General features: G+C 60.6%; 12 protein-coding genes. 2 read left to right on the top strand and 10 right to left on the bottom strand.

Annotation, left to right across the window (positions count from 1 at the left end; translation table 11 throughout):
* The first annotated feature begins 48 nt into the window (after window positions 1–48).
* Together cobA and K5R88_RS01270 are read left to right on the top strand one after the other, a co-directional pair.
* Window positions 49–888, top strand: a complete 840-nt coding sequence (cobA, locus tag K5R88_RS01275; protein WP_223556958.1) for a uroporphyrinogen-III C-methyltransferase — start codon at window positions 49–51, stop codon at window positions 886–888.
* On the top strand, window positions 885–2,375 hold the full coding sequence (locus tag K5R88_RS01270) for a cytochrome D1 domain-containing protein (protein WP_223453065.1): 1,491 nt from the start codon (window positions 885–887) through the stop codon (window positions 2,373–2,375). Before cobA ends, K5R88_RS01270 begins: the two co-directional genes overlap by 4 nt.
* Window positions 2,376–3,338: 963 nt before the next feature.
* On the opposite strand, the gene K5R88_RS01265 is transcribed toward K5R88_RS01270, so the two are convergent.
* The 10 genes from K5R88_RS01265 to K5R88_RS01220 all read right to left on the bottom strand — a co-directional run bounded on the left by K5R88_RS01265 (window position 3,339) and on the right by K5R88_RS01220 (window position 15,502).
* Entirely contained in the window at window positions 3,339–4,082 is a 744-nt protein-coding gene (locus tag K5R88_RS01265; protein ID WP_008032084.1) for an SDR family NAD(P)-dependent oxidoreductase, read from the bottom strand.
* Window positions 4,083–4,199: 117 nt separating this feature from the next.
* Window positions 4,200–4,724: a nitrous oxide reductase accessory protein NosL gene (locus tag K5R88_RS01260; protein ID WP_008037451.1), complete on the bottom strand. Its 525-nt coding sequence runs from the start codon at window positions 4,722–4,724 to the stop codon at window positions 4,200–4,202.
* A 32-nt stretch (window positions 4,725–4,756) separates the two neighbouring features.
* Complete coding sequence (locus tag K5R88_RS01255) at window positions 4,757–5,587, bottom strand: ABC transporter permease (protein WP_008037452.1); 831 nt, start codon at window positions 5,585–5,587, stop codon at window positions 4,757–4,759.
* Entirely contained in the window at window positions 5,584–6,507 is a 924-nt protein-coding gene (locus tag K5R88_RS01250) for an ABC transporter ATP-binding protein (protein ID WP_008037453.1), read from the bottom strand. The genes K5R88_RS01255 and K5R88_RS01250 overlap by 4 nt, the downstream gene beginning before the upstream one ends.
* Window positions 6,504–7,793, bottom strand: coding sequence for a nitrous oxide reductase family maturation protein NosD (locus K5R88_RS01245; protein ID WP_008032076.1), 1,290 nt, complete (start codon window positions 7,791–7,793; stop codon window positions 6,504–6,506). Before K5R88_RS01245 ends, K5R88_RS01250 begins: the two co-directional genes overlap by 4 nt.
* Before the next feature lie 27 nt (window positions 7,794–7,820).
* Window positions 7,821–9,740, bottom strand: a complete 1,920-nt coding sequence (gene nosZ, locus K5R88_RS01240; protein WP_008037454.1) for a TAT-dependent nitrous-oxide reductase — start codon at window positions 9,738–9,740, stop codon at window positions 7,821–7,823.
* 161 nt (window positions 9,741–9,901) lie between these two features.
* On the bottom strand, window positions 9,902–12,082 hold the full coding sequence (gene nosR / locus K5R88_RS01235; protein WP_226299012.1) for a transcriptional regulator NosR: 2,181 nt from the start codon (window positions 12,080–12,082) through the stop codon (window positions 9,902–9,904).
* Window positions 12,083–12,191: 109 nt separating this feature from the next.
* The gene (gene hemN / locus K5R88_RS01230; RefSeq protein ID WP_226299011.1) at window positions 12,192–13,580 is read right to left on the bottom strand and encodes an oxygen-independent coproporphyrinogen III oxidase; all 1,389 of its coding nucleotides are present in this window, start codon (window positions 13,578–13,580) and stop codon (window positions 12,192–12,194) included.
* A gap of 22 nt (window positions 13,581–13,602) precedes the next feature.
* Window positions 13,603–14,949, bottom strand: a complete 1,347-nt coding sequence (locus tag K5R88_RS01225; RefSeq protein WP_226299010.1) for a coproporphyrinogen III oxidase — start codon at window positions 14,947–14,949, stop codon at window positions 13,603–13,605.
* A gap of 109 nt (window positions 14,950–15,058) precedes the next feature.
* Complete coding sequence (locus tag K5R88_RS01220) at window positions 15,059–15,502, bottom strand: CopD family copper resistance protein (protein WP_008032069.1); 444 nt, start codon at window positions 15,500–15,502, stop codon at window positions 15,059–15,061.
* Window positions 15,503–15,512: the final 10 nt, after the last annotated feature.

Raw genomic sequence — 15,512 nt, 5'->3', positions numbered from 1 at the left:
TCCGCCTGGCAAGCCCCGGCCAACCTGATGAAGAACCAAGGACGTCCCATGTACCCATCGATTATTTTACCGGCCGCACTTGCGTCCCTGTTCAGACCGGGCGAAGTCGCCCTGGTCGGCGCGGGCCCCGGCGATCCACGCCTGCTGACCCTGCGCGCCTGGAGCCTGTTGATGCAGGCCGACGCCGTGGTTTACGACCGTCTGATCAGCCCCGACCTGCTGACGCTGATCCCCCTCACTTGCGCCCGGCATTACGTCGGCAAGGCCAGCGGCTGCCACAGCCTGCCCCAGGAACAAATCAACGAGCTGCTGGCCGACCTCGCCGAGCAAGGGCAACGCGTGGTCCGGCTCAAGGGTGGCGACCCGTTCATCTTCGGTCGCGGCGCCGAGGAGTTGCAGTATCTGCTGCAGCGCAACATCGACTGCCAGGTGGTGCCGGGCATCACCGCCGCGTCCGGGTGCAGCGCTTACGCCGGCATCCCGCTGACGCACCGGGACCTGGTCAACTCCTGTCGATTCATCACCGGCCACTTGCAACACGACGGCGAGTTGAAACTGCCTTGGCGCGATCTGGCCGACAGCAGCCAGACCCTGGTGTTTTACATGGGCTTATCGAACCTCGGGGTTATCGCTAAGCACCTGATCGAGGCCGGGTTGTCGGCCGACACACCGGCAGCGCTGATCAGCAACGGCACGCGACCCGACCAGCACGTTGCCCGTGGTTTGTTGCACCAACTGCCGACGTTGGCGCTGGAGTGCCCGCCCGGTATTCCGACGCTGACGGTGATTGGCAAGGTGGTCGATCTGTTCGCTGCACAACCGATGGAATACCCGGCGCGTTTTTATCCTGTCCAGGCGTTGCAACGGCACGGCAAGGTGGCGCTATGAAGCGCGGGCTGCTGCTGCCGTTGTTATGGGTCAGTGCTGTCGCTGGCGCCGCTGATCCGGCACTTGAACACGCCGCGAACGACTACCGCCAGCATTGCCAAAGCTGCCATGGCGCCAACCGTTTCGGCGGTACCGGGCCGGCGTTGTTGCCAGAGAGTCTGAGCCGGATCAAACCCGATGAAATCCGCAGCGTGATCCAGAACGGCCGCCCCGCAAGCCAGATGGCCGGGTTTGCCAACGTGTTCAACCCGGCGCAGATCGACGCGCTGGTGAGCTACCTTCAGCAACCGCCCGCCACCCCGCCGACCTGGAGCAACGACGAGATTCGCGGCAGTCACTCGATGCTCGCCGACATCAGCAAGCTGCCCTCCACGCCCCAGCATGGCGCCGATCCGCTGAACCTGTTCGTGGTGGTGGAAGCTGGCGATCACCACATCAACATCCTCGACGGCGATCGTTTCGAAGTGCTGGCGCGGTTTACCTCGCACTTTGCCGTGCATGGCGGGCCGAAGTTCTCACCCGACGGGCGCTTCGTCTACGTCGCCTCGCGCGATGGCTGGGTCAGCCTGTACGACCTGCACAACCTGAAGCTGATCGCCGAGGTCCGCGCCGGGCTCAACACCCGGAACCTGGCGGTGAGCAAGGATGGTCGCTGGGTGTTGGTGGGTAACTATTTGCCGGGCAATCTTGTCGTGCTGGATGCCCGCGATCTGTCGCTGGTCAAGACCATTCCAGCCATCGGCCGGGACGGCACGGCGTCACGGGTCAGCGCGGTCTACACCGCGCCGCCACGGGACAGTTTCATCGTCGCGCTCAAGGACGTGAAGGAGGTCTGGGAACTGTCGAGCGCCGGGACTCCGGACTTCGAGCCGCGACGGATCGAGGCTGAGGACATGCTCGACGACTTTTCCTTTTCACCGGACTACAAGCAGTTGCTGGCCACGTCGCGCAAGGCCAAAGGTGGTCAGGTGATCGACCTCGACAGTGGCAAGGTGGTCACCGACATTCCGTTGCCGGGCATGCCGCACCTGGGGTCCGGGACCTATTGGAAACGCAACGGTCAGTGGGTGTTTGCCACGCCGAACATCAGCAAGGGGCTGATCTCGGTCATCGATTTCAAGACCTGGAAGCTGATCAAGGAAATCCCGACGCTGGGGCCGGGGTTTTTCATGCGCAGTCACGTCAATTCGCGGTATGCCTGGACGGATGTGTTCTTCGGGCCGGACAACGATGCGATTCATTTGATCGACAAACAGACTCTGGAAATCGCCCGTACCTTGCGTCCGATGCCTGGCAAGACGGCGGCGCACGTCGAGTTCACTCGCGATGGTCGGCACTTGCTGCTGAGTATTTGGGCCACTGATGGGGCGCTGATTGTTTATGACAGTGACACGCTTGAGGAGATCAAGCGTATCCCGATGAACAAGCCGTCGGGCAAGTACAACGTTGGCAACAAGATCGAGTTTGTGGAGGGGACTTCGCATTAGGGGTTGGGGTTGGGGTTGGGGTTGGGGTTGGGGTTGGGGTTGGGGTTGGGGTTGGGGTTGGGGTTGGGGTTGGGTGTATATCCGTTTTTTTGGTGATGGCGGCTGGCGGTTTCGCCCTTACGGCGAGTCACTTGGAAGAGCCCCAAGTAACCAAGGGCTCTTGCCCCTTTCGTTCGGTGCCTCGCCTAGGCTCGGCATGCCCTCGCTCCGGCCCTGCTCCGTGGGCCCGCCGCCATCGGCCATCCATGGCCGGGGGCGGCTAACCCGGCATCCATGCCGGGTTGCCCACTACGCAGAACCTCCACTCGGCCTCTCGAGGGGGCGCTCAGATCAAAAGCGGAAGGCGAGCTAACGCTCGACCTGATGAGTGGTGGAAATCAAAAGCAAACGCGATTCCCTGTAGGAGCGAGGCTTGCCCGCGAAAAACGACCGGACAACGCGTTCATTCAGACAGCCCGCGTCATCGTTGACGTCCATCGCCAGCAAGCTGGCTCCTACAATTTTGAATTGTGTGAACCCAATCCCTGTGTAGGAGCCGGCTTGCTGGCGATGGCGTTCGTCCAGTCAATAAATATGTTGGCTGACCCACCGCCATCGCCAGCAAGCCGGCTCCTACAGTTGATTGGTGTCATGGCCAATTACCGCGTCTGCTGCTGTTGCTTTGCTTTGCTTTGCTTTGGCTTTTGATTTTGATCTGCCCCGTCGGGAGGCCGAGTGGAGGTTCTGCGCAGTGGGCAACCCGGCATGGATGCCGGGTTAGCCGCCCCCGGCCAGGGATGGCCGATGGCGGCGGGCCCACGGAGCAGGACCGGAGCGAGGGTATGCCGAGCCTTAGCGAGGCACCGTACGTCAGGGGCAAAGCCTTTTGCTTACTTTTCGGCGTTTGGAAAAGTGAGTCGCTGTAAGAGCGAAACCATAAGCCGCCGTTACCGCAGAAATGGATATGTACCCCGATCCCCCCCGTCAGCCCAACGTATAACCGTTATCAACCTTCCAGTCCTGCCCATAAACCCCCCGCGCCCCCTGGGACAGCTGAAAAATAATCACGTTGGCCACCGCAGACGCATCAAGAAAATGCCCCGGCAAAAGACGCTTGCCAAGCGTGTCAGCAACATCGTCAAGCTCACCGTCACTCAAGCCCAGGTTGTCCCACATCGAGGTCGCGGTCGGCCCCGGCGAAACCAGGTTGATGCGCACATCGTAACGGGCAAACTCCACCGCCAAAGTGCGCGCCTGCGCCGCCAATGCCGCCTTGCTGGCAATGCAGGCCGCCAGACCGGGAAAACTCGACCCCGTCAGGAAGCTGCCGACAAACACCACCGACGCCGGGTTCGCCAACTCACCGCGCAACGCCGCCAGGGTGTTCAACGCACCCGCACCGTTGACCGCCCATTGCCGCTGAAAGGCCGGCATGTCCAGGCTGTCGGCCATTTCGGCAATGCCGGCGTTGGGCACCAGATAATCCACCCGCCCCAACGTCGCCGCCCGCCGGGCCAACCCTTGCAGATCGTCCTCGCAGGTAACGTCCCCGGCACACCATTGCAGCCGTTCACCATAAATCTGCTGCAAGGCCGGCAAGTCACCGACGGTGCGCGACATCGCCAACACCCTGACCCCACGCGGCAAAAGCGCCGCGCACAAGGCCAGGCCAATCCCGGAACTGGCGCCGGTGATCACGGCCAAACGATCCTGAAACTCGGTTTGCATCATGTTCTCCTGGGCATCGTCGATGCCAAGCACTGGGGACCTGGCGGGACCCTATCTTTGAACAGATGCAAAAATACCGACTTGACGGCGATCAGATTTTCTCAATGGATCGACAGTTCAATGAGTCGAGTGCGACATGGCCGGTTGTTGCAGCACCGACTGATCGATCTCGCTGAACCGCAGCACGCGACCGCCCTGCTCCGTGGCCAGTTTTTCAGCAGCCTGCTGGCTGGAGAACGACGCCAACACCACACCCATCGCCCCCTTGAGCCGGGTGCCGACCACGTAATACGCATCTTTGGCATCGATCAGTTGGGTGTCATCCGGCGAATTCCAAGGGCTGTGCTCCATGTCGTGGACATACAGCCTGGCATCGCCATGATGGTTTTCCGGTTGCAACCACCAACCGATCATTTCCGCCGTGGAGCAGAATTTCTTGATGCCGCTGTGCTCGACCACTTCACCCTTGGGGCCGGGGAAGCCATCGATGATCATGCCGCAGACATGGCACTCATCACTGGGATGAAAGGCGCTGGGGGCATCGCTGTAGCTGGCTTGCACGGGTTTGTCACACGCCGTCAGCAGCACACAGACCATCAGGCCCGCCAGGTTGCGCAGCGTCTTCCAATCAAGCGTTCTCATCATCAGGTGCTCCAAAAAACCAAAGTAAGAATTCAAGTCGCCCGTCGACGGAACAGCAGCCAGGCCGTACCCAACGGCGCCGCCACCCACAACAGCAGGCAGAGCCAGAGCATCGAGCCCGGCACAGGCAAATCGCTGCCCAGGGTCAGCACGCCAGCGGTACTGGCGACGGCGTCAAAACCGGAAAGATTGATCAAGCGATAGAGGTCGGCGGGATTGAACAGCAGCAACCAAGGCAGCACTTTCGGGTTGAAGTGCCCTTCGCTGAGCACCAGCAGGGCGAGCAGCGCCAGGTCGAACACCAGCACGAAAAAGAACCACACGCCCAGCGCCAAACCGGCAGCCGTGGATTTCTCGGCCGCCACACTGCTCAGCACATAAGCCAGCCCCAGGAAGCCCCAGCCCAGTAGCGTCGACGACACAATGAATCTTCCGAAAGCCCAGAGCAGCAGGTTCAGTTCGACGTCGTCCACCAGCACGGCGATCGCGAGCATCGCGCAGCCGAAACCGATCAGCGTCGCCAGCGCCAGGATCAACCCGTGGCCAATGAACTTGCCGAGCAGGATGTGCCCGCGCCCCAGCGGATAGGTCAACAACAGCAGCAAGGTGCCGCTTTCGTCCTCGCCGACAATGGCGTCATACGCCAGCATCAAGGCAATCAGTGGCATCAGGAACGTCGCCAGGCTGGCCAGGCTGGCGATGGTCGCGGGCACCGAGGTAAAGCCCAACTGACCGGAGGCCGCCGCTCCCAACCAGGCAATACCAGTGGCCAGCACCGCGAACAACAGGCTGATCGCCAACAACCAGCGGTTGCGCAAACCGTCATTGAATTCCTTGCGGGCCATGTTCCAGATCGGGTTCATAGAATCTCTCCACTGTGGGTCGCAGCGGCCCGTCCCATGTAATAGCGGTAGAGGTCTTCCAGGGACGGTGGAGTGATTTCCACGTCAGCCGGCTCATCCTCATTGAGCAACTGGCGCAACAGGCCCAGTTTGCTGCCATTGAGCGCGGCCACTTCCAGGCCCTCCACGCCCCAACGTTGAGTGACATGCCCGGCGATGTTCCACGAGGCCTGCAAGGGGCCGGCATGCTTGAGTCCGTTGGCGCGAATCAGCGTCGGCAACCCGGCTTCCTCGCGCAGGCTGCGCAGACTGCCGAGGGCCAGCAGACGCCCCTGGGTCAGGATCGCCGCACGATTGATATGCGCCTCGACCCCCGGCAAAACGTGGGAACAGAGAATGACGCTGGTGCCCTGGCTGCGCAGACGGTCGAGCAACCGATACAGGTCCTGAGTGGCGATGGGATCGAGGCCGACCGTCGGCTCGTCGAGCAGCAACAGGCGCGGTTCGCCGAGCAACGCTTGCGCGAGCCCGAGGCGTTGGCGCATGCCTTTGGAGTAGGTCTTGACCCGTCGATGCGCCGCCCCTGCCAGGCCAACTTCCTCCAGCAGCCCGTCCACTTGAGCGAACGCGGCCCCTTTGAGTCGCGCGAAATGACGCAAGGTTTCCAGACCGCTCATTTGCGGATAAAACGTCACGTTCTCCGGCAAATAGCCGAGCAGACGCCGGACATTCGGATCACTGGGCAAGCGCCCAAACACCCTGACCTGCCCTTCGCTGGCCTGCAGCAAACCGAGCACCAGTTTCATGCTGGTGGTCTTGCCCGCGCCGTTGTGCCCGAACAAACCCAGCACTTCGCCTTCGGCCAGGCTCAGGCTCAACTGATGCAACACCGTGGTGTGCCCATAACGCTGGCTGACGCCTTCCAGATCGACGACATTCATGTGACGGGCTCCTTGGTCAGGGTGTGCGTGGTGGATTTCATCAACGGATGGCTGTCGAGTACGCCCGGCGATTTCATCACCGGAAACGCCCGTTGCACCCAACGCAGCAGTTCAATTCCGGGGCTGTTCATCAACAGCCGCACCTGCGGGTACAGCCACAGCAGGCGGTCGACGTTGTCGTTGGGTTCGTAGGCGATATCGCCCAGGCCATCGTTGTTGCGGTCCCAGCCCAGATAGTCGCTCCAGTAATTGCCCCGGCCATCCGCCGACCATTCCTGCAAGCGGGTGGCGACGTATTTGACCTGGCGCTGGTTGCCGACAAACGCGTTGTCGGCGATGCGGTTGTCTTCGGAGCCGGCGGTGAGGTGAATGCCCACGGCGCTGTGCTCGAAGTGGTTGTGTTCGATGCGGTTGAACAGCGAGTTGTAGATGAACAGCGCCTTGCCCTCGGCGCCGCTGATCATGCTGTCGCCGGTCGAGCCGTCGCGCACGTCGGTGACGAAGTTGTCGCGCAAGGTCGAATAGGTGATGTAGTTCATCAGGATGCCGTAGTTCTGATCCTGTTCGGAGCGGTTGCCGATCACCGTGAGCTTGCGGCTTTGCATCAGGGCGTAGCCGGTGCGGGTGCGGCGGGTGGTGTTGCCGATCAACTGGTTGTCGTTGGCGAACATGTAATGCACGCCGTAACGCAGGTCTTCCAGGGTATTGCCTTGCAGCAGGTTGCCGTTGGAGGTGTCGATGTAGATGCCATCGCGGGTGTCGCGCACCTGGTTGCCGATGACCCTGGCGCCATGCACTGCATACAGGTGAATGCCGTTACCGCGATCCTGTGAACGCATCGCCGGATCGCCCTGGATGCGGTTGTCGATCAGGCTCGCATCCTGAGTCCCATCGACCCAGATCCCGAATCCCTGACCTTGCAGGCGATTGCCTTTGATCACCGCGCCACGCGCCTTGGGCTGGAGGAACACCGCCGCATTCATGGCCGTGAGGTCGTGCCCCCAGTCCAGAAAAGTGCAGCCCTCGATCCCGACGTCCGGCGCGCTGACAATCACCCCGTTGCCCTGCCCTTGCGCCTGAAACACTGCGCCGGGCTCGCACACAATCTGCATCGGTTGATCGACGCTGAACGAGCCACGGTATTCGCCCGCCGGCACGTGCCAGCGTTGCTCGGCATCAAGGCGCAACGGCAGCGTGGTAATGGGTTGCACCGCCAGCACGCTGCCGGGCATCAGCAGGAGCGCAAGCGCGATCACCTTGATCGGGTTTCCCTTGATGTCGGTCATCGGTCCGCTCCTGTCGATGCTCAACCGTCAGGCCCGCTCGACCTTCATGCGGCCGACCATTTCCATGTGCAGCGCATGGCAGAACCAGCTGCAGTAATACCAATGCAGGCCGGCCTTGTCGGCGGTGAAGGTGATGGACGAGGTTTGCTGCGGGCTGATCTCCATGCTCGCGCCGTGGTTGGTCATGACGAAACCGTGGGACACGTCCTCGATCTGGTCGATGTTGGTGATGGTCACGGTCACTTCGTTGCCCTGCTTGACGGTGAACTCGGTCAAGCCATACGCCGGCGCCATGGAGGTCATGTAGACCCGCACATGATTGCCGTCGCGGATCACCTTGTTGTCGGTCTCCAGGTTGATGCCATCCTTCTTGGCCAGCTCCACGGTGGCGGCGAAGAACGGGTCGTTACGGTTCCAGATTTTTTGCGTCTTGATCTGATCCCGCCGCGCGAGGATGCAATCGTGCGGTTCGGCAAACGCCGGGCCGTCGTGCACCAGCTTCATTTCTTCGCCGGAAATATCGATCAACTGGTCGTTTTCCGGGTGCAGCGGCCCGGTCGGCAGGAAGCGGTCCTTGGAGAACTTGCACAACACCACCAGCCATTTGCCGTCCGCCTCACTGGTTTCGGTCAGCGACGCGTGGTTGTGGCCGGGCTGGTAATGCACGTCGAGTTTTTGCTTGATGTAATTGACCTTCTCGCCCTTGTAGGCACGTACCGCGTCCGCCATGTTCCACTTCACCACCTGGCTGTCGATGAACAGCGTGGTGTAGGCGTTGCCGCGACCGTCGAAGGTAGTGTGCAACGGGCCCAGGCCCAGTTCCGGCTCGGCGGCGATGACTTCGCGCGGGTCCTTGAATTTATCGGCGAACAGGTCGTCCAGGCGGTCGATGGCGATCATCGATACGGTCGGCGACAGCTTGCCGTTGGCAATGAAGTACTTGCCATCGGATGAGGTGTTGAGGCCGTGGGGGTTCTTCGGCACCGGGATGTAACGGGTGAATTCGGAGTCCTTGCCATCGGTTTTACGACCGTCGACCACCGGCACTTTCGAGTTTTCCAGGGTGATGAACTTGCCGGCCTTGATCGCGGCTTCGATGCGCGGAATGTTGAACACCACGACCCAGTCGCGCTCGTTGCGCATCATGCCGCCGAGGTCGTAGGCCTTCTCCGAGTTGTAGCAGGTGGACGCGGCGTACTTGCCGGTGTAGTCCATGTCGGCGTTGTCCAGATTGCCGTCGACGATCACCTGAAACGCCATTTCCATTTTTTCGGCATCGACGGCGTTGAACATGGTGAAGCTGTTCTTGTCTTGCAGGTCGAAGGTGTGGCCGTCATTGGGGTGCGGAATGACGAACTCGGCGTTGGCGAACACGTACTTGGTGTACGGCACTTTTTGCAGGCGCAGGCCGTGAATGGCTTGCACGTTCGGCACCGTGAGCATCTTGTCGCACTTCATGATGTCCAGGCGGATGCGCGCGATACGGGAGTTGGCCTTGTCGTTGATGAACAGGTACTTGCCGTCGTACTTGCCGTCCGTCATGGAGATGTGCGGGTGATGGCAATCGCCATTCTGGAACTTCGCGCTGTCGCCCATGATGCGCTTGCTTTCGTTGGTCAGGCCCCAACCGGTGGCCGAGTCGACGTTGAACACCGGAATACGCATCAGCTCGCGCATCGACGGCACGCCCAGCACCCGCACTTCGCCCTGATGACCGCCGCTCCAGAAGCCGTAGTATTCGTCCAGCTCGCCGGGGCCGACATGGGTTTTCGCCTGCGCATCCTTGACCGCAGCCGCCCATGACTCGCGGCTGAACACCGCCCCGCCCAATGTCGTGGCCCCTGCCAGCACCGCCCCGGTGACGGCGCTGCTACCGAGAAAACCGCGACGGCTGAGTCCGGTGTGCTCTTCTTCCTGCACCGGTTTTGTGGATTCTGTGTCAGTCATGCTGCGTACTCCTTGAAGGGATAAAAACTGTGTGCGGGTAGAACTCGGTCAACTGTAGGAGCGAGCCTGCTCGCGATGGACTCAAGAGCGCCGCGTTGAGCCAGTCATTACGCGTCAACGTTAGCGACCATCGCGAGCAGGCTCGCTCCTACAAGGGCGCGTCATTCAGGGGCGGTCACTTCCACGACAGGTATCAGTTGCGCCGCCACAGGTGCCGGTTTGCCGCGCTTCTTGCGCTTGTTGATCAGCGGCGGGCATTTGTGTTCGTTGTGGTAAGTCATCTGGCAATCGAGGCAGTAGTGGCACTCGTTGGCATTGATCCGCCCATCCGGGTGAATCGCCTGGATCTCGCATTCTTTGGCGCACAACTGGCAGGGGTTGCCGCATTCCTTGCGGCGCTTGAGCCAGTCGAACAGGCGCAGCTTGGTCGGGATCGCCAACGCGGCACCCAACGGGCAGATGTAGCGGCAATAGACTTTGCGCGTGAAGATGTTGATGACCAGCAGCGCCACCGCGTAAAGGACAAACCACCATTGGCGGTCGAACCTGAGGGTGATGGCGGTCTTGAACGGTTCCACTTCGGCGAACAGTTCGGCGGTGGACATGGATTCGAGGGAGATACCGAACAGCAGCAGCAAAATGATGTACTTGATCGCCCACAACCGCTCATGCACCGCGAAGGGCAATTCGTACTGGGGGATTTTCAGCTTGCGCGCGGCTTCGTTGATCAGTTCTTGCAAGGCACCGAACGGGCACAACCAGCCGCAGAACACCCCACGCCCCCACAACAGGATGCTCGCGGCGGTGAACACCCACAGCATGAAAATCAGCGGGTCGGTGAGAAACAGCTCCCAGCGAAAGTGCTCGAACAACGCATGGACAAAGGTCAGGACATTGACCACCGAGAGCTGCCCCAGCACATACCAGCCGAGGAACACCACGGTGAAGATCAGGTAACCGCGACGCAGCCAGTGCAGGAAATGCGGGCGGCGGGTGAACTTGTCCTGCAGGAACAGGATCGCGGTCAGCAGCAACAACGCGGTGGCGAGTACACCGACCTGGAAGTGTTTCTGATACCAGATCGTCAACCACATCGGCCGGTTGGCTTCCTCGATGGCGGCCAGTTCTTCGGCACTCGGTGCGGGGCGCTCAAGGTATTGCTCGGGCAATTGATAAGACAGTTCGAAGCTGCTGAACATGCCGCTGACCGGACCGGTCTGACGCCGTACCAGCAACTCCAGGGACCAGGGCGATCCCGGATCGAAACCCGCCTGCTTGCGCACAATGAACACCGACATCTCATTGAACTCGGGCATGCCCTTGGCGAACACGTCGGAGAGGCGCTGATGGTCCATGTCGCGAAAGCTGATGACATTGCCGAACTGGCGCAATTGCACCCGGTCGAAAATCCCGCCGCGCACGTAACCCGAGCCTTTATACGAATACAAGCCGCGTCCCAATACAGCAATGGCTTGCTCGCCGGGCTTGAGGTCTTGCATGAGGACACGGTATTGAATGTCACCCAGCAACGCGCGGCCGATGGTCGGCGGGTTCAGGTCGGCGGTGTACAACTCGATAAAGGTGTCATCGACCTGGTCAGGCGCGGCCGTGTCGACGCCTTCGGCCTCGGTGCCTTTGAAGGCGGCATCGACCTGTCCACGGGTCAGGTTCAAGCGGCGGATGGCGCCGTTTCCGCTCAGTTGCTCCCAGGTGGCGGGCTCGAAAAAGTCCTGGCGCACGGTGGCGGGCTTGCTCGCCACTGCACCCTTGTCTTCGATCAGCTTGAGCGATACGGCCACTTCATGAGCGGCCCGCATGATGACTTCATTGACCACCATGGCGGTGACGGTTGCACCGGCAATGGCATCCACGGTGACCGCACTCGGGTCACTGGAGTGGCCGACAACCACTCGCTGGCTGACCTTGATCCCTGTGTAGCGGGCACTGAAACCGTGGAGTTTTTCTTCGGGGATGCCGATCAGCAGAATCGGCTCATGGTGTTCCAGGACGTAGGCATCCTGAATCACACCGGCGGTGTCGAGGATCACCTGGGTATTGATCGGCTTGCCCGAGTAGGCCGGAATGTCCACCACGTCCAGGCTCTGGAAGACATAACCGATGACCTTGCCGGCCGCTGATATCGTCCGCACCTTGAACGGGCCTTCCGCTGCGGAAACCGAATCGGTTTGCGGGAAGACCTTCTCGATGCGCTGCTGCTCGATGTCGCCGTATGACTTGGCCTCAACCACCGCGAACATCGCGAGTATCAGCAAGACCGTCACCACCAGACCAACGCTCCAGATGCGCAGGTTGCCAGGTATCGAAGGCGAAGAGATTGTCATGAGCAGGCTGATTTCAAAGGGTCTGCGCCCATGTTAGGGAGCATTGCGCCCCCGTCCCTTGATTGAAATCAACTTGCCGACAATCCCCGTTCCAGAGCGCCAGAATGTCTCAAACAGTGCGCGAAAACTGGCCTTTTTGCTGATCGCCCAAGTAGGCATCAAACGCCATCGCGGCGCTGCGCATCATCAAATGCCCTTGCGGCAACAGCACCAGCTCGTCACGGTGAATCTGCAAGAGCCCGTCGCGAACGTGCTCGCCAAGTTGGGCCAATGACTCGGCGAAATACTCGGTGAAGCAGATCGCGTGACGCGCTTCGAACTTGGCGAAATCGATCCGGCCATGGCACATCAGGTCGCTGATCACTTCGCGGCGCAACAGGTCGTCAGCGCTCAGGCGATAACCCCGATGCACCGGCAGCAGACCTTGATCGATGCGTGCGTAGTACTGCGAAAGCTCCTTGACGCTCTGGCTGTAGCTGTCGCCGACCTTACCGATCGAAGACACCCCGAGGCCGATCAAGTCGCAGTCGGCATGGGTCGAGTACCCCTGGAAATTGCGTTGCAGCGTGCCATGGGCGCGGGCCAGCGCCAGCTCGTCATCCGGCAAGGCGAAATGGTCCATGCCGATGTAGACATAACCGGCCTCGGTCAAACGGCGAATGGTCAGTTCGAGCAACTCCAGCTTGCGCTCCGGCGGTGGCATGTCCTCCGGGCGAATCAGCCGTTGCGCGCGCACCATCTCCGGCAGATGCGCATAACTGTAGGCAGCAATCCGGTCCGGGCGCAGGGCAATGATCTTGGCGAGGGTGACGTCAAAACTCTGCAACGTTTGCAGGGGCAGGCCGTAAATCAGATCGACGCTGATCGACTTGAATTGCGCCTCGCGCGCCGCCGCGACCAGCGCATAAATCTGCGCTTCACTTTGCTGGCGATTGACCGCCGCCTGGACGTCGGGATCGAAGTCCTGCACGCCAAAGCTCAGGCGATTGAAGCCCAATTGGCGCAGCGAATGGATCTGTTCGCTGCTGATGGTGCGCGGGTCGACCTCGATGGAAAACTCATGGTCATCGCTGTCGTCCATGTCGAATGCCTGGTGCAGGCAGTCCATCAGGTCGGCCAGTTGTTCTTGGGTCAAATACGTCGGTGTGCCCCCGCCCAAATGCAGTTGCGTAAGCTTGCGCGTGCTGTCGAACAGCGCGGCCTGCATGGCGATTTCACGCTTGAGGTACGTCAGGTATTCGACGGCACGATGGGTCTTTTGGGTAATGATTTTGTTGCAGGCGCAGTAGTAACAAAGGCTTTTGCAGAACGGGATGTGGATGTACACCGACAACGGTTTCGGCACAGCGGCCTGGTTGCTGTCGTGGGCGGCACGCTGATAGTCGTCAACGGCAAACGCCTGATGAAACTGCGGTGCCGTCGGGTAAGAGGTGTAGCGCGGCCCGGGCCGGTCATATTTTTCGACCAGGGCACGATTGAAATCGAATGAAGGCTTCATGATCAATCAACTCGCAGGTGGGTTAATGTTTTGCACTGTCCACCTCCTTTTCAAACAGGCTGCAGATAGCATCCACCTCCTGCCGGCCGGCGGGAAGGATGCTGATGAAACGCTCTGACAATTCAATCAAACCGTCACGACTCAATTGCTCCAGCAACGGCCAGACGGATGAGAAATACATGGGGAACACCAGCCCATAGCGCCGCTCGATGGCACGGATATCCAGCTCCTGATCACACGCCAGTCGCTCCATGACCATTTGCCTGATCTGCTCCCCCGCCTCGAAACGCCAGCCACGTGCTGTCGGCAGCTGGTCGTTGTCCAGCTGACGCTGATAGCGCTCAATGGCGTCGGTATTTTGCGTGTACAAATCGTCGATCCGGCTGATGGCGCCCACACCGAACCCGATGTGGTCGCAATAGCCGTGACGGGTGAAACCGTCGCAGGTGCGGCTCAAGCGGCCCCGCTCCTGAGCGATCGCCAGGTCATCATCGGGCCGGACAAACTGCCCCATGCCGATGTAGTGATACCCCGCTGCCAGCAATTGCTCGAAGCAGATCTGACGCATCGCGCCTTTGTCGTCCTGGCTGCACAACGCCCTGGCCTTGTCACCGAGCACAGGCCGATAGCGGCGTGGCGGCCGTGCGTAGTCGAACACCATCAGGCGGTCGGGTTCCAACTCGATAATCGTCGTCAGCTTCAGCGCAAAACTGTCCGGCGTTTGCCAGGCATGGCCAAATCCCAGATCGACATTGATGGAGCGATAACCAAACGTGCGCGCGGCATCGATGAGCGAATGGATCGGCGCCGGATTCTGGTAGCAAGCCACGGACATCTCGCACTCGGTGTCGATGTCCGGAACACCAATGCTAACGTGATTGAATCCCTGGTCACGCAGCACGCCCATGGTCGACCAATCGGTGTGATGCAAATCCACTTCAACGCTGTAGTCGCCAGACTCATGCGCCAGAAAGTTGAACCGGCGACGCAAATGCCCCATCAGTCGCTGAATATGGGCGATGGTGGGCGTTCCACCGCCCAGGTGAAATTGCTCGACCCGTTGCTCTGGATGGGTGTGGCAACCGACCAGGTCGATCTCGTGTTCCAGACGCCGCAGGTACTGCTCGATGGCGCCCTGCTCGCCGCAGGCATCAGCAAGGGTGCAAAAGGACGGCTTGAGGCTGGAAGGCAGGCGCAAGTTCAGGGAGAGCGGCCGGCGTTTCTGGCGGCTGATGCGCAAGGCACGAAGCAAATCCAGAGAGCCGATGCCGTTGTGAAACTTTTGCGTATCGGCATGGCAGTTGGGGTCGAGCACACCCTGATCGCACCGAGCGACAAGCTCGCCAGGGTTGTGAAAGAAATCGAGCATGACGGGTCTCCCAGACTGGCTGCAGATCTTCAGTGTCCGGGATCGGCAATCATCGCTCCTTGATTTGTATCAAGCCGCCAGCCAAGTGTTTGCAGAGGCCGACCATCGGTCACCACGTCAGGTAAAACATGCCCTTGGCCAGCAAGACGATGGCGACCATATGGCAGAACAGACTGCCGTGGATGAATTGCAGGTAACGAGCATTCATGCGCCCGCTTTTGAACAGAATCATGGCCACCAGAAAATGCAGGAGCACGCTCACGGCAACGACGATTTTCACCATCAGCAGCGTGCCGAACGAGGACGCCAGCGGCGTGGCAAGAGCGGGCAAGTAACGCTGCCAGACCATGCCGATCCCCGCGCCGAACAACACCAGCAACACCCACGGCATCAGCGTCCGGGCTCGACGACCGATCCCCTGCTCGACCAGCATCATCACCCTGTCGGGCAATTGCTTGCGAATGCTTTCCAGAAACAGGACCTCGAAGAACACCGTGCCGATGAAGATCAGCGCGGCGAACAGGTGCAATGTCAAAAAAACGGGATAGACCATGAGAGGGATG

The organism is Pseudomonas sp. MM213, from assembly GCF_020423045.1.
GTDB lineage: Bacteria > Pseudomonadota > Gammaproteobacteria > Pseudomonadales > Pseudomonadaceae > Aquipseudomonas > Aquipseudomonas migulae.
Note: the sequence above shows the minus strand (reverse complement) of the source record. Positions and strands in the feature narration are given on the sequence as shown.